Raw genomic sequence first — 20,824 nt, 5'->3', positions numbered from 1 at the left:
ATGAAGCGTGACTGAGGCGAAGTGGCTGCTTGACATGTTTCAAGAAGCCACTGGCTATTCAACCGTACCAAAATTGAACAATTTCTCAGTGCCTATGGGGCAGAATTTTACCTTAATGCTTATCATGCACTTTTTATATGTGCAGCATATAGCATGATGCTGTCAACCATTGATTTTCCAGAGGGGGTTAATTTAGCGTGGTCAGTCACTACTTTGATCGCTTGCTCAATATGAGACTCTATCAAATCAATCGGTGTACTTACTGTCTGACCATTTTTAATGAGTCTAGTATAGTATTGATGCAAACGAGCCAGCACAAACACTTGATGGAATATGCCAAACATGGGGCGCGGGTCTCGTCGCAATGGAGATGAATAGGTTTCGGCAGGATCATTTAGAAAGAGAGGTGAATTTGCCAGAGTACAATTCAGCTTTACATGCCCGGCCTCATGCAGAATTTCCTCTGCCAACTTAACGGGATTATTAATTGTTTTGTATCGCAAGAAAATCGTGCCATTTGCTTCAAAATCAACAAAGCCAATTGCAGTTTTGCTATCAAAGAAATGTAATCGCTTAACGTATGTATATAGTTCAGTATAAGCTTCAGGCCAAACTTCCCGTATTATCTTACATGCGTTTGCAACGATTCTTTTTTCTTCATCGTCAAGCTCCCTACTCAAAGACTGTAGCTCCGCATCCTTGACTGCTTGCCGCGCCATTTCCAAACCTCTTTCAATAGGCCGGAAAAAGTCAGTATCTACATACTTCAGATCAAATGGGATTGCATAGTCTTGCTCATATAATGTACGTCTCTTTTGACTCTCACTTGCGGATTGTATTGCTCTTATTACACGATCTGTTGCCCCCGATAGATGATCATCGCTATATGAATTGATCTCGTAGCAGCAACTTATCAAACTTGGATCAAGCATCAGGTCTATATCCAGACCTTTTTCATTACTTACATATTCGTCAATATCTTGTGGGCACTTCTTCTTTAAAAAACCAAGAAATCGTTGTGCCAGCTTGGAGCGTTCAACACAGGCAATCTCAGCGTTCGGCTGCCAGTCAATGTGCATGGTATTTTCTTTTAAAGTCTAATTTAATAACAGGCGCTGTTTCACCAGCGGGGATAAGGCTCACTACGGCGTTGTACTGGATCTTTACGTCAATGTTGCTTCACATCAGCTAACGGTACTGTAATCCGGTACTGTCCAACTCAGCTGCTCCTGCAGGTCAGAATGATCTGGATGGTTTGATTTCTTGCAGCACGTAGGCGCACCCATCTTACCTTTCCGTTCATTGCTGTACCAAGTCGGCATCTAGCAAAAACTTAATGCGATGAGATGGTGTAACAGCACTCCTTCAGACCCATATTCGTAGAATTGTTTTCCCCGAAGCACTAAGTTGTATTTTCCGATCCCACACAAAATTAAGAGGATGGGACCGGAATTGCAAAAACTACTTATTAGCCTTGATATTCATTCTGAAGCAGAACGCGAAACATAGGCAGATCATCCGCACTCACTTGCTCAATTTCAATAAGTGCGTTTTCCTGTGAGGACACCTTAATTTCTGCATCGTTAACAGCAATTTCTGCGGTGTGTTTGGTCATCTTAAGAACTCCATTATTTTTTAATCAAAAAGGCGTATCGAGTCTAATCAAAAAACTTTTCCGTACAAAACACTTTGCATCAATATATAAAATAAGAAGTCATTGAGGCACCTAAGTAGATCCCTAAGCAATCCGGTTTCTCAATCCAATTCCACCGATAAGGCTTTGATTTTATTAGTTCAGATATTTAATGAATTGACTTGTTCTGAAGTTTTTTAAGAGAGAGTAGCGAAAGAAACTTTGTTGCAAAATACCATCACACTAGGTTTGACTTCTGGTACAGGCTAGTTCAGTGAAGGCATGCAAGCTCACTTACTACTGAGAAGATTGGCTTGAATTCGACTGCAATCTACAGGCATAGGAGAGCGCCGGATCAAGTGATTGCCTATTTTTCAGACCCCAAAGTTATATATCCCACGTCATGCTAAATCTCACAGAATCTAATAAAGAACTGGATATACACAGGTAATCCGCTAAAGCTTACTTAGATGTTTAGTCTCACCGTGTACTGGAACGGAACATTCCTGAAGCATTATGGGTTCTTAGCTAGCGTGCAATCACCAAACAGATTGATGCTAAATTAATAGTTCAAAATTTAATTTATATAGCCAGTATTGCTGAATTTAGCAGGAACTATGTTTCCTATTACGCAGTCGCATTAATGTTTTCTAATTTATACATTACTACACTGCAAAGGATTTAGCATGTATACCTGTAATCGTAAGTACGCTGGAGCTAAGCACTTGGGTTTGGCAAGTATTTTGTATGTAACTGTACAAATTGTATTTGCACAATCGTTGATGATCACCTCACCTACAACAAATACAGATAGCCAAGTAATTGGCTATGGCTTCCCATCGGCTGCTGGAAATTCAATTTTAGACACCTTAAACAAGAGCAAGAAAACTGAGAACCCAATAAAAGCCAACAGACAGCACGCATACTTTAACTTAAGTTATCTAAACTCAGAGAAACTAGGTGAGTTACTGCCTAGTATCAGAGAGCTGCTGAATAACGATTACGTAGTAATTTTAGACGAAACACAGGCTCAAACTGCAACAGCAGTAAATAAGATTTCGTCAAATATTAATGGTATTGAACTGAATAAATCCTTAGTCTTACTAAAGCGCAATAGCGACGGGAACATCTATTATTACAGTATCAGCCCAACGGCCCGGCATGAATATTTAATACCAAAAGCATTATTAAAGACTGCATTTGAGAAATCTTCGAAAAGGAGCAAACGCAATACGGATAATTATCACGTCGGTAAGACCGTGTTTCTTCATTTCTTCCATGAAAATATTTCCTGCCCAGTCAAGAAAGAAGTCACGAGAAATTTCTGGGGGACTAAATACTTGGATGGATCATTTGATCCCTGTGATGGCAAAGCTTCTTTCAATACTCAGGTAAGGCTCGATTATATCCCGTCAAAAAACAGTCCAACTATTGCAGCGACGCCAGAAGGGAAAATTGTACGATTCAGCTCTGGTCTAACTGGGTTAAGTGGGGCAGGTTGGCATCTGGCTAACAGTCAATCCTCTGTAAATACAGAATTTACATATAATGGAAAAAGAAATACACGTTTCGGTCCGTTTGCTGAAAAGTACGTCACCCGCATTGAACCGGGTGACACAGGCATTACGCTAATAGACCACTTGCCACATAACAAGAACCCAAATACTCAAATAACTGAAACATCGACAATTTTTGTTGATGAAGGATATTCAGCCAGTTTCGAAATAAACTCCCAAGGGCCTAAAGTTGGGTTTCAAGCAAGCTCGCTTAACAGAAGGCAAAACCAAGTAAGTGTTACATACAATGCAAATGAATATGAGACGATAAATAGTACTGTTGGAAATGTCTTTAATATAAGATGGTCAAGGCCAAGTAACCCTGGCCTACTGGATTCAAGATCATCTGTAAATAATGGTGCCTGGCCCGTTAGAAGTCGGGAGTTCAGTGCAATTTCTTACTCTAATTTTATCCCCGGCTATATTGCTACTTACCTTGCCCCCTTTAGCAAGAAGGCAAAGTCAACATTTAAGGTCTACTCAGAAGCAGAGGTAGGAATGATTTATACCTATGTTCCATACAATAGCAATGACATGCCTACCTATTTAGACTTTAATAATATCTCTTTGCTCAACGAAGTCACCATTGATTGGAACTCCCCTTATTTCTTATCAGAAGTGCCTGTCATCTTGAAGGCACATCGCAACCGTGGCTTATATTGCCTGACCATGGTGGGTGAAAATAGGGAAGTACAAGGGCAAGCCTGTAATGGAAGTAAAGCGCAGACATGGGGATATACTTCCAATAATCAATATCTCTCGTTCGAAAATCCGCAGCAATGCCTTAGTCTGGATATGAGCGGAAATTATGATCGCCTAATTACCAAGGCATGCGAACAAGGTGCGCACCAGGAATGGACATGGGGTGGTGAAGAGAATGACAAGAGTAAGCTCATCAACCAGTTTGAAGAAAAGTGGTTGAATATTGCTTCAACTAGCTCTTCTTCCGATACGGCGCTTATCAGGCTGACCAATGATGATGGGCATACCCAGCCTTCCACTGCGGCCACTAGATCATGGAAACCCTATGTAATTCGCCCAGAGTGATCTTTATTCATTTGGCAAACACAAAGCATATGGATTCAAGTAGCCCGAGGGTATTCCACTCTCAGGCTACCCGAGCGCCAAAACTTGAATATTCCTGATAGCGGGTTACAGTGCCAACCCGTAGTACCTGTTCAAAGGCTCACAAACTAAAGCATAATGGCAAACGCCGAGGAAAGGGAATCTATATGTGTGATGAGCATTCCGAGAGCATTTTCAACACCGTATTGCTAAAGCACAGCAGGCCTTGAACCCGTTTCTACGCGGATTCGACGTACTGCCGAATCAGCTGCACCACCCTTCCCTGCTGCGCAGCTTCCAAATCAAACGCCAAATTCCCTTCCATTCCACGCAGCCAGGTGATTTGTCGCTTGGCCAACTGGCGGGTGGCATAGATGCCGGTATCACGTAGGCTGGCAAGATCAATTTCACCTTCAAGATATTGCCAAGCCTGCCGGTAGCCAACACAGCGCATAGAAGGCATATCCGGCTGAAGCGGATAGTTTTCGCGCAGCCCCGCTACTTCGTCGATAAATCCACCTGCCAGCATCTGTTCAAAGCGCAAGGCGATACGTTTGTGCAAGACGGCTCTGTCAGCCGGTAATAGCGCGAGCTTGAGCAGGTCGTACGGGAGTGCTTCGTTGGTTTGCTCTGCCAACCACTGCGACATAGGCTTGCCGCTGATACGGTAGATCTCCAACGCCCGACCCAGGCGTTGACTGTCGTTAGGGCTCAGTCTAGCCGCAGTTGCCGAATCCACCTCTGCCAGTTTGGCATGCATGGCAGGCCATCCAAGCTCGGTAGCCTTAGCCTCCAGCTCAGCACGTATTGCCGCATCGGCACGCGGCAAATCATGCAGTCCGTATTCCAGCGCATTGAAATAGAGCATCGTCCCCCCCACCAACAGCGGCACTTTGCCACGTGCAGTGATATCGGCCATCAGGCGAAAGGCATCGTTACGGAACTGGGCGGCCGAGTAGACCTCAGTCGGTGGGATAATGTCGATCAGGTGATGGGGCGCTATCGCGAGTGTTTCGGCATCAGGCTTTGCGGTACCGATGTCCATATCGCGGAACACCAGGGCAGAATCAACGGAGATCAGCTCCACCGGCAAGCGCTGGGCAAGCTCCACGGCTATCGCGGTCTTGCCACTGGCCGTCGGCCCCATCAGGAAAATCGCTTTGGGCAGCGTACTCATCCAACCCGCCTTGCCATTTGCGTGGAAAACAGCCCTACCGCCACCCCTGCTATCAGCGCTGGCAAAAACGCCCACGGACCAAGCACGGGTATGCAGTAGGCCAATACATAGAAGAACACAGCAAAACCCATCAAACCGGTAAGGAAACCACGCAAAGCCAGCAACAGGGCATCACGCCCGGCGTTGGCGAAAGTGAACGCGGGAATCACCGTAGCAGCCACGGGCGCACCTGTAAAAATGCCGGTCAAGGTAGGGCCAAACAGGCTGGAAACCCCGGTGAGCGACAGTACCAACACAGCAGCGGCAGCCATACGGGTAACGATTTCAATACGCGGTAAGTGGGCAGCACGAGGTGGCGCTAGAGGCTTAGGCATGGCCCGGGTAGCCGCAAACCATAGGCCCGGTATCACTGCCAGGCCAAACCAGAGCGAATGCGCCAATCCCAGCTCATTCAGCAGCAAACCACCCGCTACATAGCCTACCCAACCAATAGGAATAGCGGCATACCAGGCAAAGCGGGCACTGGCGTACGCCACCAGCAACATATAGACAATATTGGCCCATACCCCAACGGGCGCAGCCATAGCTGCTTGCGCCGCGAATTCCGGGCCTTGACCCAGCCATAAGGCCAGCACCACCGGCCCGCCTACCAGGGGCAGACCACCCATCAGACCGGCAATATTCGGCCCCCAACGCTTGCCCGCCACACTTGCCGCCGCAATCATCAGCGGGGCGGCCAGTACCTTTACCAGAAAGACAATCGACATCATTGTCCCCGCATGAAGAGCTTATCCAACTCCCCCATACTCAGGCGAAACCAGGTTGGCCGACCATGGTTGCATTGGCCAGATCGCTCAGTGGCTTCCATCTCGCGCAGCAATGCATTCATCTCTTGTAAGGTCAGACTACGGTTGGCTCGCACAGCACCATGACACGCCATACTCGCCAATAGTTCATCACGCTTTTCCGTCAACATACGGCTCGCACCGGCAGTACGGATATCTGCCAGCAGCGAACGGGCGAGCTCAATGGGGTCTGCATCACGCAGCAACATGGGGATAGCGCGCACAGCCAGCTGGTTTGGCCCCAGCACCGCCATTTCAAACCCGATCTGGCGCAAGGTGTCGGCATGTTCCTCCACCGTTGCCACATCAAGCCTGTCTGCCGGAAACGCCAGCGGAATCAGCAACGGTTGCGTGGGCATTTCATCAGTGTCGAGCGCAGTTTTGAGCTTCTCGTACACCACACGTTCGTGGGCGGCGTGCATATCTACGACAATCAGCCCTTCCCGTATCTGGGCCAGCACATACACGCCATGCAGTTGCGCCAAGGCAAACCCCAATGGGGGAAAATCGTCATCACTCGGCGGCAAAACGGGCCGTATTGGCTGGCTACCCGATCCCGGCCTTGCGATATTGGTTTCGAACGGCTTGATGGCAACATCGTCGTCCGCTGCGCCCTGCTCCGCCCGTGCAACCTCCCGCATGCCACCAAACATCGCACCATAGAAATCGTTGGTCGCACTCTCGCTAACACGCAGGGGCATGCGCATCTGCTCGAAAACCGGCTTTGGGTAGCTGGGCTGTGCTGTACTAGCCGGTAACTCACCAACAGGTACATCACCATTGGCGCTGGCAGGTTGAGCGCCGGCGCGGGTCTCTGCCAATGCTTTGTTCAACGAGTGGAATAGGAAGCGGTGTACGGCTTGCGATTCACGGAAGCGAATTTCTGTCTTGGTTGGGTGAACATTGACATCCACCGCTTCGGGGTCGAGTTCAATGAACAAGACGTACAGTGGCTGGCGATCGAGATGCAACACATCCTGATACGCCTGACGCACTGCATGCAGCACCACCTTGTCGCGCACAAAACGGCCATTGACGAAGACAAACTGGGCATCGCGCCCCGCGCGGGAAAGCGTGGGAGAACCGGCAAAACCCGCCAGACGCAAGCTGCCCGCCGCCTCTTCGATAGCAAGCATGCTGTCGGCAAATTCATTACCCAGCACTGCGCGCATACGTTCGGCAGCGGTTTCAGACTTCAACCGCCACTGCACTTTGCCATTGTGCGTCAAGGTCAGCGCCAAATCGGGCCAGGACAACGCCACGCGTTTGAATACATCTTCACAATGGGCATATTCGGTAGCCTGGGTTTTCAGGAATTTCCGCCGGGCTGGCACGTTGAAGTACAAGTCCCGCACTTCCACCGACGTCCCAGCCAATAACGCCGCAGGCTCCGCATCGTGGATCACACCATTATCGGCTTCCACACGCCAGGCTTGCTCGCTGCCTTGTTGCCTACTAGTCATGATCAGCTGGGAAACCGAGGCAATGCTGGCGAGACCCTCGCCACGGAAACCCAGCGTGCGCACCTTGTGCAGATCTTCCAACGAGGCGATCTTGCTGGTGGCATGGCGGGAGAGGGCAAGCGCCAACTCATCGCGGGCGATCCCATAGCCATCATCGCAGACGCGAATCAGTTTGCTGCCGCCCTCAGCCAAATCGACAGTGATCACGCCGGCACCGGCATCCAGGCTGTTTTCCAACAGCTCCTTCAGTGCGGACGCCGGCCGCTCAACCACTTCGCCAGCCGCGATTTGGTTGACGAGATGGTCGGGTAAAAGACGGATTTTGGACATCAGACAACCACTTTGAATTCAGGCAGGCAGTATATCAGCCAGCTTGCCACCCCCGAGACTCATTGCTACCCGACTTCAACTCTGCGCCAGCTTGTTCCGCGCCAGAGGCGGGTTCTTGGACAAGTAACGCTTAATACCCGCCAAAAGGCTCTCAGCCATCTTGGTCTGGTAGGCATCATCGGCCAGCTTCTTCTCTTCATTAGGGTTGGAGATAAACGCAGTCTCCACCAATACCGAAGGAATATCGGGCGACTTCAACACCGCAAAGCCCGCCTGCTCGACATTCGGCTTATGCAGGCGGTTGATCTCACCCAGTGAAGTCAACATCGCTTTGCCTAGTTTGAGACTGTCGTTGATCGTAGCGGTCTGGGTCAGGTCCAGCAGTGTCCTGGCAAGATGTGGGTCTTTTACATCCAAACGCACACCACCGATCAAGTCCGACTCGTTCTGCGTCTTGGCCAACCACTTGGCAGCCGTACTGGTTGCCCCACCTTCGCTGAGCGCAAATACCGACGACCCGTTCGCATCCGGCCGGACAAATGCATCGGCATGAATGGACATGAAGAGGTCGGCATTCACCTTACGGGCTTTCACTACGCGCTGCGCCAACGGCACGAAGTAATCGTCGTCCCGGGTCAGAACAGCACGCATATTGGGCTCTTTGTCGATCAAAGACTTGAGCTTCTTGCCTATCGCCAGCGTAACGGTTTTTTCGTAGGTACCTCCCTTGCCCACCGCACCCGGGTCTTCACCACCATGGCCAGGATCAATGGCAATGGTGACCAGCCGGTCAACCTGCAGCTTTTCTTTGGTATTGGTATTCGGTTCCTTGGACGGTTTTTCCAATTGCACAGGTGATTGCTTGTTGTCATCCAACAATGCCAGCAACGGGTCTTCTACCTTGGCTGGGTAAAGATCGATAACCAGCCGATGTTTGTATTCCCCGAACGGCTCAAGCGAAAACACCTGCGGTTTCACTTCCGTCTTAAGGTCCAATACCACACGTACGGTGCCCGGTTTATAACGCCCCGCCCGCAACTGCTTGACGTACGGGTCTTCAGTACCAATTCGAGCGGCGATATTGCTCAGCTCCTCGCCCCAATCCGCACCTTCAAGGTCGATCACCAACCGGTCCGGGTCCGGCACCATGAAATGCTTGAATTGCAACGGTGCATTGGCCTCCAACGTGATGCGTGTATAGGCTTTGGCAGGCCACACACGCACCGCCACCACCGCACTGCCAGCAAAGGCACGCGGCGCCAGACCAAATAGCAGGGATGCGACTGCCCCCTGCAGAATCAGGCGGCGTTGGGGCTGAGGGGTAAATCGGTCAAACTTGCTAAACATGCTTTTCCAGTAAGCGTAGGTGCCTGCAGGTTAAAACGCCGGCCGTCGGCTTCAGGTTCCAGGCTGATGATCCAATCCGGGGGAGGCAGCAGACCAGCCGCTTTATCCGGCCATTCCACAAGACAGATACTGTCGGGGTTGAACATTTCCCGAAAGCCCGCATCCTCCCATTCGTCCGGCTCACCAAACCTATACAAATCAAAGTGATGGAAGTATAAGTTAGAAATTACGTAAGGTTCAACCAAGGTGTAGGTCGGACTCTTCACCCGTCCCTGATGACCCAAGGCATGCAATATACCCCGCGTAAGCGTTGTTTTGCCTGCTCCCAGGTCCCCTTGCAGGTAGATCGTCAGCCCGCCGCGCATAACCGGTGCAAGGGATTTCCCCATACCCAAAGTCGCCGCTTCATCGGCCAGGAAGACGCTCAGGGTATGATCTTGGCTATGCATGATGTCAGTACACTTGGAGTTGAACGGGATTGGGCTGCACTGGCCAGCGATATCAAACGCTGGGCAATGGAGCTCGGCTTTGATGCGGCCATGATCTGCGATGCCGACCTTGGCCCCAAGGCTGAGCAGGATCTACAAGCCTGGCTGGACGCCGGCTACCACGGCGAAATGGATTATATGGCCGCGCATGGCAGCAAGCGCGCCCGGCCTGCCGAACTCGTGCCCGGCACGCGTCGGGTGATTTCTCTACGGATGAACTACCGCCCCCCAGCCGCCAAATCCAGCGATGCAGTGTTGCAAAATGGCGAAGCTGCGTTTGTTTCGCGCTATGCCCTGGGGCGCGATTATCACAAGGTTTTGCGTAATCGTATTCAAAAATTGGCTGAACGTATCGTCGCAGCAGCGGGCGACTTCGGCTACCGGGCGTTTGTAGACTCAGCCCCCGTCATGGAAGTTGCCGCCGCAGAGCGGGCCGGCCTTGGTTGGCGTGGAAAACATACACTGCTGCTCACCCGCGAACATGGCTCGTTTTTCTTTCTTGGGGAGCTGTTTACCGACCTGCCACTTCCTATCGACCCACCGCTCGCACAAGAACATTGCGGCCGTTGTACGCGCTGTATTGATCTCTGCCCCACACAAGCGATCGTCGCACCTTACCAGGTTGATGCACGACGTTGCGTTTCCTACCTCACCATCGAACTTAAGGGTGCAATTCCAACCGAACTGCGCCCTCTGATTGGGAACCGGGTATATGGTTGTGATGACTGCCAGCTGACCTGCCCATGGAACCGCTTCGCCGTCGACAGCAATGAAAGCGACTTCGCTGTACGCAACGGGCTGGACGATGTAAGCCTCGTCGAGTTGTTCGCCTGGAGCGAGCAGGATTTTCGGAACAGGCTTGCTGGCACCGCCATTTACCGCATCGGCTACGAACGATGGTTACGGAATATCGCCGTGGGTCTTGGCAATGCACCCTGCAGTACCGCCGTAATCCAAGCGTTGCACAACCGTCAGGATGACCCTTCCGAACTAGTGCGTGAGCATGTGGCCTGGGCGTTGGCGCGTCACCAGGAAGTGAGACGCCCATGAGCCCTGATCACAGCTGCGCAGTAAGATCGCGGATAGGTTCTGACGTAGAATAGCTAGCTCCCTCTTCACCGCATTGCTTCCCATGCCACCCCAGCAAGCATCCCGCCCGATTGGTGTCTTCGATTCAGGTATTGGCGGCCTTACCGTCACCCGCGCGCTCATGGAGCGACTGCCCTTCGAGGACATCGTCTATTTTGGCGATACCGCCCGTGTGCCTTATGGCGTGAAGTCGGTCGCAACCATTGAGCAGTTCACTCAGCAGATTGTCGATTTCCTGATGCAACAGGAAGTGAAAGTATTGGTGATTGCCTGCAACACAATCTCGGCAGTGGCTGCGAACAAAATCCGCGGCCGGGTCGGTATCCCGGTGATCGACGTTATCGAAGCTGGTGCGCATGATGCCGTCTCGGTTACGCAGAACGACGCGATTGGCGTGATTGCCACACCGACAACGGTCAACTCGAATGCGTATGCCCGTGGTGTGCATGCCTTGAATGCCGATGCACGTGTCTATTCTCAGGCTTGCCCGCTACTGGTGCCTTTGGTGGAAGAAGGCTGGCTCGACCATCCCGTCACAAGGCTTACCGTGCAGGAATACCTGAAACCGGTATTGGCCGAAGGCATCGACACCCTAGTGCTTGGCTGTACCCACTACCCGCTCCTTAAACCCCTGTTGGCGCAGGAAGTAGGTCAGCAAGTCCGCTTGGTCGATTCTGCCGTCAGCGTTGCCGAACAGGTTGCTTCTACGCTCGTTGAGCTCGACCTAGCCAATCCACAGCGCACCGAGCCAGTTTATCGGTATTACGTCACCGACATCCCCTTACGCTTTCAAACCATGGGGGAACGTTTTTTGGGGCGCAGCCTGAAACATCTGGAGATGGTGCAACTGTAAATTCTGTTTACGCTCTGTCGTGAACAGACATCGAAAAGCACATCGCCAATTTGGTGATGCAGTCAATTGCGTGTTGCCCCAGACGGCATTTATCACAGCGCGGACAACGCGCTCGACAGAAAGCCATTGATTAGCATCGACTAATTCGCCTACCTGCCGGCAGCTTTCCGTTTGTCTCCATTCGGAGAGAAGAGCGGGCATGCTAGAATCCCACGCTTGTTTTGATTGGACTTTTTAAATTACGCCATGACGCTTTCTACCCTCACCGCCCTTTCCCCGCTCGACGGCCGCTATCACAAGCAGGTCAGTGCACTGCGCAGCTGCTTCAGTGAATATGCCCTCATCAAGTACCGGGTGAAAGTAGAAGTGGAATGGCTAAAAGCCTTGGCGGCTGAATCTGTCATCGCTGAAGTCCCGGCTTTCTCTGACAGCACGATCGCCGAACTCGATGAAGTTGTCGCCAATTTTTCCGAAGCCCACGCCGTAGAGGTGAAGGCCATTGAAAGCCGCACCAATCACGATGTCAAAGCCATTGAGTACTGGTTGAAGGAGCGCCTCTCCGGTAACCCGGAAATCGGCCCGATCAGCGAATTCCTGCATTTTGCTTGCACATCGGAAGACATCAACAACCTGTCGCACGCACTGATGCTGAAGGCCGGCCGTGAAGTCATGCTGCCGCAGTTTCAGGGCATCATCGCCCGTTTGAAGGCCCTGGCGCATGAGTTGGCCGATAAACCGATGATGTCCCGCACCCATGGCCAGCCAGCCACGCCGACCACGATGGGCAAGGAAATGGCGAATATCGCTTATCGGCTCGAACGCCAATGCCAGCGCATTGCAGACGTGGAACTGCTAGGCAAGATCAACGGCGCTGTCGGTAACTACAATGCGCATTTGTCTGCCTACCCAGAAGTCGATTGGCCCGCCTTCGCCCAACGCTTTGTCGAATCGCTCGGTATCCGCTTCAACCCCTATACGATCCAGATCGAACCGCACGACTACATGAGCGAGCTGTATGACAGCTTTGCCCGCGCCAATACGATCCTGATCGATATGAACCGCGATATCTGGGGTTACATCTCGCTGGGCTTCTTCAAACAAAAACTCAAGGAAGGCGAAATCGGCAGCTCGACCATGCCGCACAAGGTCAATCCTATCGATTTTGAGAATGCCGAAGGCAATCTGGGTATGGCCAACGCCATGTTGACCCATCTGAGCCAGAAGCTGCCCATCTCGCGCTGGCAGCGGGACCTTACCGATTCCACCGTGCTTCGTAATATGGGTGTGGCACTGGGTTATACCCTGCTCGGTTATGCTTCTGCGATCAAGGGCCTGGACAAGCTGCAAGCCAACCCTGTCGCCATGGCTGAAGACCTGGATGCCAACTGGGAAGTGCTCGCCGAGCCTATCCAGACCGTTATGCGCCGCTATGCCGTGCCCAACGCTTACGAACAGTTGAAAGACCTTACCCGTGGCAAGGCCGGTATCAATCGCGACACATTGCACACATTTATTAAAACTCTAGCCATTCCGGAACCAGAAAAAGCGCGGCTGCTCGAATTGACACCAGCCAGCTATTTGGGCCGTGCTATTGAGCTTGCCCGTAACATCTAACTCCCCAAGGCCCTTTTGTCCGTGACTCCCAAGCTGAAGAATCCTCTCATTGCCGGCGCCGCGATTGGTGCGCTTGCCATCGCCTATACAGGTACAAGCTGGTGGGTCGGCAAACAGACCGAAACCACGCTGGCCAAGCAGCATCAGCTACTGGCTGATCTGCCTTACTTCGTGGTCAAGTCACGCGACTACCAACGCGGGATTTTCAGCTCAAACGAGCGCACGACGGTAGCCTTGAGCCCCAACCTGCTCAAGCCTTACCAGATGCTGCAACTGCAGGAGCTGGGCGATGTGAAGTTGGAGCTGACCTATGTGCAGACCATCAAACACGGCCCGCTCCCGCTGTTGAGCAAAGGCAATCTCACGCCTTTGCAAGCCGCGGTCACTACCGAAATTGTCTTCAATGCGGACACACAGACCTTATTGAAGAAGGTGTTTGGCGATCAACAAGCATTGCAGATCGAAAACCGGATCGCCTTCAACAATGATGGCGTCGTACGGATCAAAGTACCCAACTTCAACTACGAAGAGACACTCGCCAAAGTGAGGTCGGTCTGGCAAGGCCTGGACGCGACCATTGCCTACGGTGGTGACTTCAACAAGGTTGATATCAATGTCGTCGCCCCCGGCCTGTATTTTGAAGCAGGCCCTAAAGGCACCCTGGACATCAAAGATCTTCGGTTCGAGGCGCACAATGTACGAGGCAAGGCTGGCTTGATGCTGGGTGATGGCAAGCTGACGCTTGCTTCCGCCACTTTCAAACGTAGCGAAGAAGCCCCCGAACTTGATATCGCCGTCGATAAATTCAGTTATCTGGTCAACACCAGCGAAGCCGGTGATTTCCTGAACTCCAGCGGTGACGTCAATCTACAGGCTCTTACCTTGAACGGAAAGCACTATGGCCCAGCCGTATTGTCGGTAGCCGCCAACCATCTGCATGCACCCACGCTGGCCAATCTATCCAAAACCATCGGTGATATCCAAAGGACCGTAGCTGATCCATCGGACCAAGCGGCGAAGATCTTCGCCACCTTGCGTAAAGATGGCCTGCCGCTGCTGCGCAACGACCCGGCATTATCGGTGAAGAAACTGTCGATCAAGCTGCCGGAGGGTGAAGTATTCCTTAAAGCCAATCTGGCGCTGAAGGGTTTTCAGGACGCAGACCTTGATATGCCCATCAAGCTATTGGAACGCCTGCAAGCTAGCGCAGATTTGAAAGTGCCCAAGCAGGTCATCGAGACCTATGTGCTTTGGCAGGCGCGCGGGATGATTGCCGTGGATACCGAAGAAGGTGAGCACCCTGATACAGCCGACCTGGATAATCTGGCCCGTAACCTGATGGAAAGCCAGATTCGCAAGCTGACAGCGCAGAACCTGATCAAAGCGGAAGGCGATACACTCAGCGCCAGCGCCGAATGGAAAGCCGGCCGCCTTAATGTGAATGGCAGCGTGATCCCCTTACCGTGGCAGGCTGCGGCTAATGCGGGTAAGCCGTCCAAGGAAGCGCCGGCAAAGAAATAAAGACCAAGAACCTGTCCGTAATCTTACTGCGCAGCGGTGATCAGGGCTTATGTGCTGCTCTGTACTCTGCTGACAGCTGCTCGCGACAGATCCTGAACAGGCTCTAAAGCATAAAAAAGCCCGATCAAACAATCGGGCTTTTTTTTATGTCTGAAGCCTTACATGCTGGCCTCCATACTCACCAGTAAACGATCGGCCTAGCGGTACTCACACAAGTAAGCTGTGTTCTGCACCACCTTGAGCTGGAACTTGCTATCGGCGGGCACTACAAATTGGCTGCCGGCTACAAATGTTTCCCATCCGCCGCTGTCCGGCAGCTTCACCATCAATGCGCCAGTCACCACGTGCATCACCTCGCGTTGGGTAGTGCCGAATTCATAGTCACCGGGTGCCATCACCCCTACCGTGGCGGGGCCTTCAGGCATGCCAAAAGCAATCGATTTAACACTGCCGCTGAAGTATTCGTTTACCTTGAACATGCTTGTCTCTCATACGATGTAAGTCTGGCTGGCCAGTATGCCAAATAAGCTGTTCACTATCTCACAAGCTGGGCTGAGAACTATTTGGTTTGACTATCACCGGCTTGTTCAGCCTCGCGACGTAATAATCCGTAATGCACTACCCCCGCCTTGCCTTTACGCAACACTTCCCAACCGTCCAGGACCGGCCAATCAGCAGTTTCGATATAGACTCGCGCATCGTCCCGCAAACACGGCGAGATTGCGGCCAGCGCCCGTATAAGGAGATCACTGGCGAAGGGTGGATCGAGAAAAACAACATCAAACTGTTCGTTGTTTCTTGTCAGCCAAGCCAGTGCATCCGTACCTACTATCTCCACCTTGTTGGTTTGCAACAGGCTGCGATTGGCCTGTAATGCCGCTAATGCCGGCCGCGCCATTTCTAGCATCACTACACGGCTTGCGCCACGTGATGCGGCTTCAAAACCCAAGGCGCCACTGCCTGCGAACAGGTCAAGACACACTTGGCCATCTAGTTCCTGTCCCAGCCAGTTGAACAATGTCTCCCGCACCCTATCGGGTGTTGGGCGTAAACCCTCGCCGTCGGGAAACGGCAATATGCGGCGGCGGTACTCTCCCCCGATGATGCGTAATTGATTGGTGCCGCGTATGGGCTTGGTGGTTTTAGGTGCGAGCTTCGGCATGCGAAGGTTGGGATAAGGGATTGAACAGGCTAGAATCCTACCCCAATTCACCGGTTAAACCGGCACTGGAAAGCTACGATTGCATGTCTGAACAAACACCGACACAAAACAACGATATCGGCTGGGGCAAGAAGCTCTGGAAGGCGCTTAACACCGACCTGGGCGGACGTACCGACGAGAAGCCCGCTACCCCACCGCCCCCTGAAGCTGCGGCGCCGGAGGTAAGCATCGCTGCGGTACCACAGGACCCGGTATCGGAGGAAAAATCCTTCTGGCAAAAAACCGTCGAGGTGCTCAACACCGATGTGACAGTTCTGGCCAAAGATGTCGCCCAGGCGTCCAAGGAGGTCTGGCAGTACAAGCTGAAGGCTGGCTTGGCCAAAACGCGCGATAAATTCGGCAAAGAGTTGGCCGCGCTCTTTGGTGGCGGACAGATCGACGAAAACCTTTATGAAGAGCTGGAAACCGTACTCCTCACTGCCGATATGGGGGTGGATGCCACTGTGCATCTGCTGAAAGATGTGCGCCAGCGCGTCACCTTCTCCGGCCTCAAAGACGCCAGCGAGCTACGGGGTGCACTGAAAGGCGCACTGACCGACCTGATCGCGCCGCTCGAAAAACCGCTGCAGATTGAAAGCCATAAGCCCTTCATCATCATGGTGGCAGGGGTCAACGGTGCAGGTAAGACGACTAGCATCGGCAAACTGGCCAAGTACTTCCAAAGCCAGGGAAAGAGCGTGCTTCTGGCTGCGGGAGATACCTTCCGTGCAGCCGCACGCGAGCAGCTAATGGCGTGGGGTGAACGCAACAACGTCACCGTGATCGCGCAGGATGGCGGCGATTCTGCCGCAGTCTGCTTTGATGCCATCAATGCCGCCAAGGCACGTGGCATCGACATCGTATTGGCTGATACCGCCGGCCGCTTGCCCACACAGTTGCACCTGATGGATGAGATTGCCAAGGTCAAGCGGGTAATCGCAAAGGCGGACCCAACGGGTCCGCACGAAATACTGCTGGTGCTCGACGCCAATACTGGCCAGAACGCACTACAGCAGGTGAAGGCTTTCAACGACGCCCTAGGGCTGACAGGCCTCGTGCTAACCAAGCTCGATGGCACCGCCAAGGGCGGCGTGATCGCCGGCATCGCCAAACAAAACCCGATTCCATTACATTTTATCGGTGTAGGCGAAGGCATAGACGACTTGCGCCCCTTTGAGGCCAAGGACTATGTTGACGCCTTAATCGAGTGAGGACCAGGGCCCATAAATGGCCCGAGCTACCATGATCCAGTTCAATCAAGTCAGCAAACGCTATACCGGCGGCTTTGAAGCGCTGAAGAACCTCAGCTTTCAAATCGAAACCGGTGAGCTTGTCTTTCTGGCCGGGCATTCCGGTGCGGGCAAATCTACCCTGCTCAGGTTGATCGCAGGCATTGACCGGCCGACGACAGGGTCGGTCGTGGTCAACGGACAAAACCTCTCCAGCATCAGCAGCGGTGCTTTGCCCTTTGTGCGCCGGCATATCGGCCTGATCTTCCAGGACCATAAGATCCTGTTCGACCGTACCGTGTTCGATAACGTCATGCTGCCGCTCGATATTGTCGGCTATGACAGACGTGAAGCAGCGCGACGTGCCCGGGCGGCGCTGGATAAGGTGGGTTTGCTAGGTCGCGAAAAGACGAGCCCGATCTCTCTTTCCGGTGGTGAACAACAACGCTTGTGTATTGCGCGAGCCGTAGTACACCGGCCATCTGTACTGTTGGCCGACGAACCCACAGGCAACCTCGATCGGGCCTATGCGCTCGATATCATGGAGTTGTTCAAGAGCTTCCACCAGGTGGGTGTCACCATCGTGATTTCAGCGCATGATGAAAGCCTGATGGCTGATTACGGCCGCCGCATCCTGCGACTCAACAAGGGACAATTCACCCAATGACCCATTGGCTACGTCTTCATTACCTGGCTTTTCTGGCCACTCTGCGCCTCTTGGCGGCAAACCCGCTGGGCTCCTTGTTCAATCTGTTGGTTATCGGTATCGCAGTTGCCCTGCCTCTAGGGCTTTATACCCTGGTGAGCAACCTGCAAGGCATGGCGGGACAATTGCCTACAGAACCGCAAGCCAGTATATTCCTGCAGGCGAAAGCCACCACAGCGGATATCAACAGAATCAAGTCATTGCTCGCCAGCGATGCCAATGTGAAGCAAAGCCGGCATATCGATAAAACCCAGGCTCTCAAAGATCTGGAACAAACCAGCGGCATGGGCGATCTGTTGGCGGGCCTGGGTAACAACCCGTTGCCCGATAGTTTTGAGCTCACACTCAAGCATGGCGATGCCAATGCGCTTGCCGAGTTGAACGAGCGACTGAAGGCTGACCCGGCTGTCGAACATATCCAGCTCGATTCGGAATGGGCACAACGTCTGAGCAGCATCGTCAGCTTGGGCCATGAGGCAGCCATCACAGTAGCCGGATTGTTCGGCGCTGCCCTGCTGTTGATCACCGCCAACCTGATCCGCATGCAGATACTCACCCGACGAGAAGAAATCGAAGTCAGCAAACTCATCGGTGCGACAAACAGCTTTATCCGCCGCCCCTTTCTTTACTTGGCAGCAGTGCAAGGCGTACTGGGTAGTTTGATCGGTATTGGTCTTGTGGCAGCAGGTCTGAGCCGCCTTAATGGACCGGTTGCGCAGCTGGCAGGACTGTATGGTCAGTCTTTTCAATTGTCTCTGCCTGCAATCGCTACGCTGGCACTTAGCCTGCTATGCGTCGCAGCGCTCAGTCTGGCTGGCGCTTCCTTGTCTGTACGCAAGCATTTGCGCCTCTTGGATGCCTGAGCATCCAGCAACATTGGAAATCCAGGAAACATGAGCAAGGTCACTATCTACCACAATCCGAGTTGCGGTACTTCCCGCAATGTGTTGGCCTTGATTCGCCATGTCGGCGTAGAACCCGAAGTCATTCACTATCTGGATACCCCGCCAGACCGTGACACGCTGCTAGGGTTGATCGCTGCGATGAATATCACCCCGCGTGAGTTGTTGCGTAAGAAAGGCAATCTCTACGAAGAACTTGGGTTGGACGACCCAAAGTGGACGGATGGGCAACTCATCGACTTTATGTTGCAGCATCCGATGCTGATCAACCGCCCCATCGTGGTAACAACCGCTGGTGCAAAATTATGCCGGCCCTCGGAGCTGGTGCTAGATCTCTTGCCTGATCAGACTCTACGTCCTTTTACCAAGGAAGATGGTGAAGTGGTCATCAATGCAAAAGGGCAACGCACCAAGTAACCATCTGCAAGAAGCCGCTGAACTACAATAGCTTGTCCGATTTCACCAGCTAAGCTTCAAGACACCTCTTACCAGGGAGTTGTCACCATGCGGTTCATTACCTCGCTTTGTTTACTGGCAATATCACTCGTCACATTGGCGAACGAGCCAGCCCACAGCGCAGCCGATAGTAAAGCCAAAACGGACAAGACACTGGCGCCAACCAAAGCACAGCTCCGTGCGGGCATGAGAGCCGCAAAACCCGCTGCAGCAGAACACGGTGAACGCGCCGCTGCGGGCAAAAAGCTAACACCACATGAAGAAGAAGACCTGAGCCATTGGAGCTATGAGGGCAAGCTGACCGGGCCCGCCAGATGGGGCACAATGAATTCAGCCTATTCGTTATGTAGCGAGGGCAAAACCCAATCGCCAATTAATATCGAGGGCGCAGTTCAACAGAAAATCGACCCATTGAAGATCGCCTACGGCTTAAGCAAACTTACAATCCTCAACACCGGTCACACCTTTCAAGTGAATATCGAGCCAGGCAGCTGGCTGGAAGCACTGGGCGAGCGCTACGAGCTCAAGCAATTTCACTTTCATACCCCTAGTGAAGAATCCATCATGGGCCGACGTTATCCGCTGGTCGCCCATTTCGTCCACATGAGCGAAGCCAATACCCTGGCCGTCATTGCCGTGCTGTTCAAAGAGGGCCGGGCCAACCCCATATTGGACGCAATCTGGCCCCGACTCCCCACAGAGCCTGGTGAAACCCGCAGCTATAGCGAACGAGTATTGAGTCCGGCCAGCCTGCTGCCAGATAACATGAAGTTCTATACGTTCAAGGGCTCGCTCACCACACCACCCTGTTCAGAAGAAGTCCGCTGGCTGGTCCTGAAAACACCTGCCGAAATCTCCAGCGCGCAGTTGGAACGCTTCAGGCAGGAGTTCCCCATGAATGCGCGGCCCCTACAACCCACAAACGACCGTGAAATTCTTGAAAGTCAGTAAGTCACGGCGTATCCAGCTTGATCACAACCAGGGCCGCATAGCGGCCCTGGTTGTTTCTCCGGAACCTGTAGCACCATTGACGTTTCATAACAGAACTTCCATACAAGGTTCTTAGGGTCTGTTGACGTTTTGACTTCGGTATATTGAAGAAGCGCAGCAAACCCGCAGAATTACGGTTCCTATACCAATCACCCTGCGGGTTTGCTATGCCCCGATTGATGCTCAGTGACGAGCTTTGGTCGAAGCTGGAGAAAATTCTGCTTCAGCAAACCATTTACCACAAGCCGTATCTGCGAATGACCGTTGAGGGAATGCTCTACCGGATGCGCGTGGGCTGTCCATGGCGAGATCTGCCCAGTGCTTTTGGCGGCTGGAACACCATCTACAAACGCTTCAAT

20 protein-coding genes are annotated in these 20,824 nt (G+C 52.5%); 11 read left to right on the top strand and 9 right to left on the bottom strand.

Annotation, left to right across the window (positions count from 1 at the left end; translation table 11 throughout):
• Positions 1-122 precede the first annotated feature (122 nt).
• Positions 123-1,079, bottom strand: a complete 957-nt coding sequence (locus tag ACUHMQ_RS03415) for an aKG-HExxH-type peptide beta-hydroxylase (RefSeq protein WP_445294045.1) — start codon at positions 1,077-1,079, stop codon at positions 123-125.
• 389 nt (positions 1,080-1,468) lie between these two features.
• Positions 1,469-1,615 carry a hypothetical protein gene (locus ACUHMQ_RS03410; RefSeq protein ID WP_445294044.1) on the bottom strand — a complete coding sequence of 49 codons (147 nt, stop codon included), beginning with the start codon at positions 1,613-1,615 and terminating at the stop codon, positions 1,469-1,471.
• Positions 1,616-2,319: 704 nt separating this feature from the next.
• Here ACUHMQ_RS03410 and ACUHMQ_RS03405 point away from each other — a divergent pair.
• The gene (locus ACUHMQ_RS03405) at positions 2,320-4,236 is read left to right on the top strand and encodes a ricin-type beta-trefoil lectin domain protein (protein ID WP_445294043.1); all 1,917 of its coding nucleotides are present in this window, start codon (positions 2,320-2,322) and stop codon (positions 4,234-4,236) included.
• A 256-nt stretch (positions 4,237-4,492) separates the two neighbouring features.
• Here ACUHMQ_RS03405 and miaA read toward each other — a convergent pair whose 3' ends face one another.
• The 5 genes from miaA to tsaE form a co-directional block, all read right to left on the bottom strand.
• On the bottom strand, positions 4,493-5,431 hold the full coding sequence (miaA, locus tag ACUHMQ_RS03400) for a tRNA (adenosine(37)-N6)-dimethylallyltransferase MiaA (protein ID WP_445294042.1): 939 nt from the start codon (positions 5,429-5,431) through the stop codon (positions 4,493-4,495).
• Positions 5,428-6,201, bottom strand: coding sequence for a hypothetical protein (locus ACUHMQ_RS03395; protein ID WP_445294041.1), 774 nt, complete (start codon positions 6,199-6,201; stop codon positions 5,428-5,430). Before ACUHMQ_RS03395 ends, miaA begins: the two co-directional genes overlap by 4 nt.
• Complete coding sequence (gene mutL / locus ACUHMQ_RS03390; RefSeq protein ID WP_445294040.1) at positions 6,198-8,069, bottom strand: DNA mismatch repair endonuclease MutL; 1,872 nt, start codon at positions 8,067-8,069, stop codon at positions 6,198-6,200. The genes ACUHMQ_RS03395 and mutL overlap by 4 nt, the downstream gene beginning before the upstream one ends.
• A 75-nt stretch (positions 8,070-8,144) precedes the next feature.
• Entirely contained in the window at positions 8,145-9,416 is a 1,272-nt protein-coding gene (locus ACUHMQ_RS03385; protein ID WP_445294039.1) for an N-acetylmuramoyl-L-alanine amidase, read from the bottom strand.
• Complete coding sequence (gene tsaE / locus ACUHMQ_RS03380; protein WP_445294038.1) at positions 9,368-9,865, bottom strand: tRNA (adenosine(37)-N6)-threonylcarbamoyltransferase complex ATPase subunit type 1 TsaE; 498 nt, start codon at positions 9,863-9,865, stop codon at positions 9,368-9,370. The genes ACUHMQ_RS03385 and tsaE overlap by 49 nt, the downstream gene beginning before the upstream one ends.
• On the opposite strand from tsaE, the gene queG reads away from it, so the two are divergent.
• The 4 genes from queG to ACUHMQ_RS03360 all read left to right on the top strand — a co-directional run bounded on the left by queG (position 9,860) and on the right by ACUHMQ_RS03360 (position 14,981).
• The gene (gene queG, locus ACUHMQ_RS03375) at positions 9,860-10,954 is read left to right on the top strand and encodes a tRNA epoxyqueuosine(34) reductase QueG (RefSeq protein WP_445294037.1); all 1,095 of its coding nucleotides are present in this window, start codon (positions 9,860-9,862) and stop codon (positions 10,952-10,954) included. The two genes, tsaE and queG, sit on opposite strands and share 6 nt — an antisense overlap.
• An 82-nt stretch (positions 10,955-11,036) precedes the next feature.
• A complete protein-coding gene (gene murI, locus ACUHMQ_RS03370) occupies positions 11,037-11,846 on the top strand; it encodes a glutamate racemase (RefSeq protein WP_445294036.1) in 810 nt (269 codons plus the stop codon).
• Between the two features lie 246 nt (positions 11,847-12,092).
• Positions 12,093-13,460, top strand: coding sequence for an adenylosuccinate lyase (purB, locus tag ACUHMQ_RS03365; protein WP_445294035.1), 1,368 nt, complete (start codon positions 12,093-12,095; stop codon positions 13,458-13,460).
• A 21-nt stretch (positions 13,461-13,481) separates the two neighbouring features.
• Positions 13,482-14,981, top strand: coding sequence for a YdgA family protein (locus ACUHMQ_RS03360; RefSeq protein ID WP_445294034.1), 1,500 nt, complete (start codon positions 13,482-13,484; stop codon positions 14,979-14,981).
• Positions 14,982-15,178: 197 nt separating this feature from the next.
• On the opposite strand, the gene ppnP is transcribed toward ACUHMQ_RS03360, so the two are convergent.
• Entirely contained in the window at positions 15,179-15,460 is a 282-nt protein-coding gene (gene ppnP / locus ACUHMQ_RS03355) for a pyrimidine/purine nucleoside phosphorylase (protein ID WP_445294033.1), read from the bottom strand.
• An 80-nt stretch (positions 15,461-15,540) separates the two neighbouring features.
• The gene (gene rsmD, locus ACUHMQ_RS03350; protein WP_445294032.1) at positions 15,541-16,143 is read right to left on the bottom strand and encodes a 16S rRNA (guanine(966)-N(2))-methyltransferase RsmD; all 603 of its coding nucleotides are present in this window, start codon (positions 16,141-16,143) and stop codon (positions 15,541-15,543) included.
• A 20-nt stretch (positions 16,144-16,163) separates the two neighbouring features.
• On the opposite strand from rsmD, the gene ftsY reads away from it, so the two are divergent.
• The 6 genes from ftsY to ACUHMQ_RS03320 all read left to right on the top strand — a co-directional run.
• The gene (ftsY, locus tag ACUHMQ_RS03345; protein WP_445294031.1) at positions 16,164-17,393 is read left to right on the top strand and encodes a signal recognition particle-docking protein FtsY; all 1,230 of its coding nucleotides are present in this window, start codon (positions 16,164-16,166) and stop codon (positions 17,391-17,393) included.
• 31 nt (positions 17,394-17,424) lie between these two features.
• On the top strand, positions 17,425-18,078 hold the full coding sequence (gene ftsE / locus ACUHMQ_RS03340; RefSeq protein WP_445294127.1) for a cell division ATP-binding protein FtsE: 654 nt from the start codon (positions 17,425-17,427) through the stop codon (positions 18,076-18,078).
• Positions 18,075-18,980 carry a permease-like cell division protein FtsX gene (gene ftsX, locus ACUHMQ_RS03335; RefSeq protein WP_445294030.1) on the top strand — a complete coding sequence of 302 codons (906 nt, stop codon included), beginning with the start codon at positions 18,075-18,077 and terminating at the stop codon, positions 18,978-18,980. Before ftsE ends, ftsX begins: the two co-directional genes overlap by 4 nt.
• A 30-nt stretch (positions 18,981-19,010) precedes the next feature.
• Entirely contained in the window at positions 19,011-19,436 is a 426-nt protein-coding gene (gene arsC, locus ACUHMQ_RS03330) for an arsenate reductase (glutaredoxin) (protein ID WP_445294029.1), read from the top strand.
• 87 nt (positions 19,437-19,523) lie between these two features.
• A complete protein-coding gene (locus ACUHMQ_RS03325; protein ID WP_445294028.1) occupies positions 19,524-20,426 on the top strand; it encodes a carbonic anhydrase in 903 nt (300 codons plus the stop codon).
• A gap of 206 nt (positions 20,427-20,632) precedes the next feature.
• Positions 20,633-20,824: transposase (locus ACUHMQ_RS03320; protein WP_445294027.1), on the top strand; the 192-nt coding region annotated here is incomplete at its 3' end.

The sequence above is a fragment of the Chitinimonas violaceus genome, assembly GCF_052601015.1.
The sequence above is the reverse complement of the archived record's forward strand: the minus strand, read 5'-3'. Positions and strand labels throughout refer to the sequence as shown.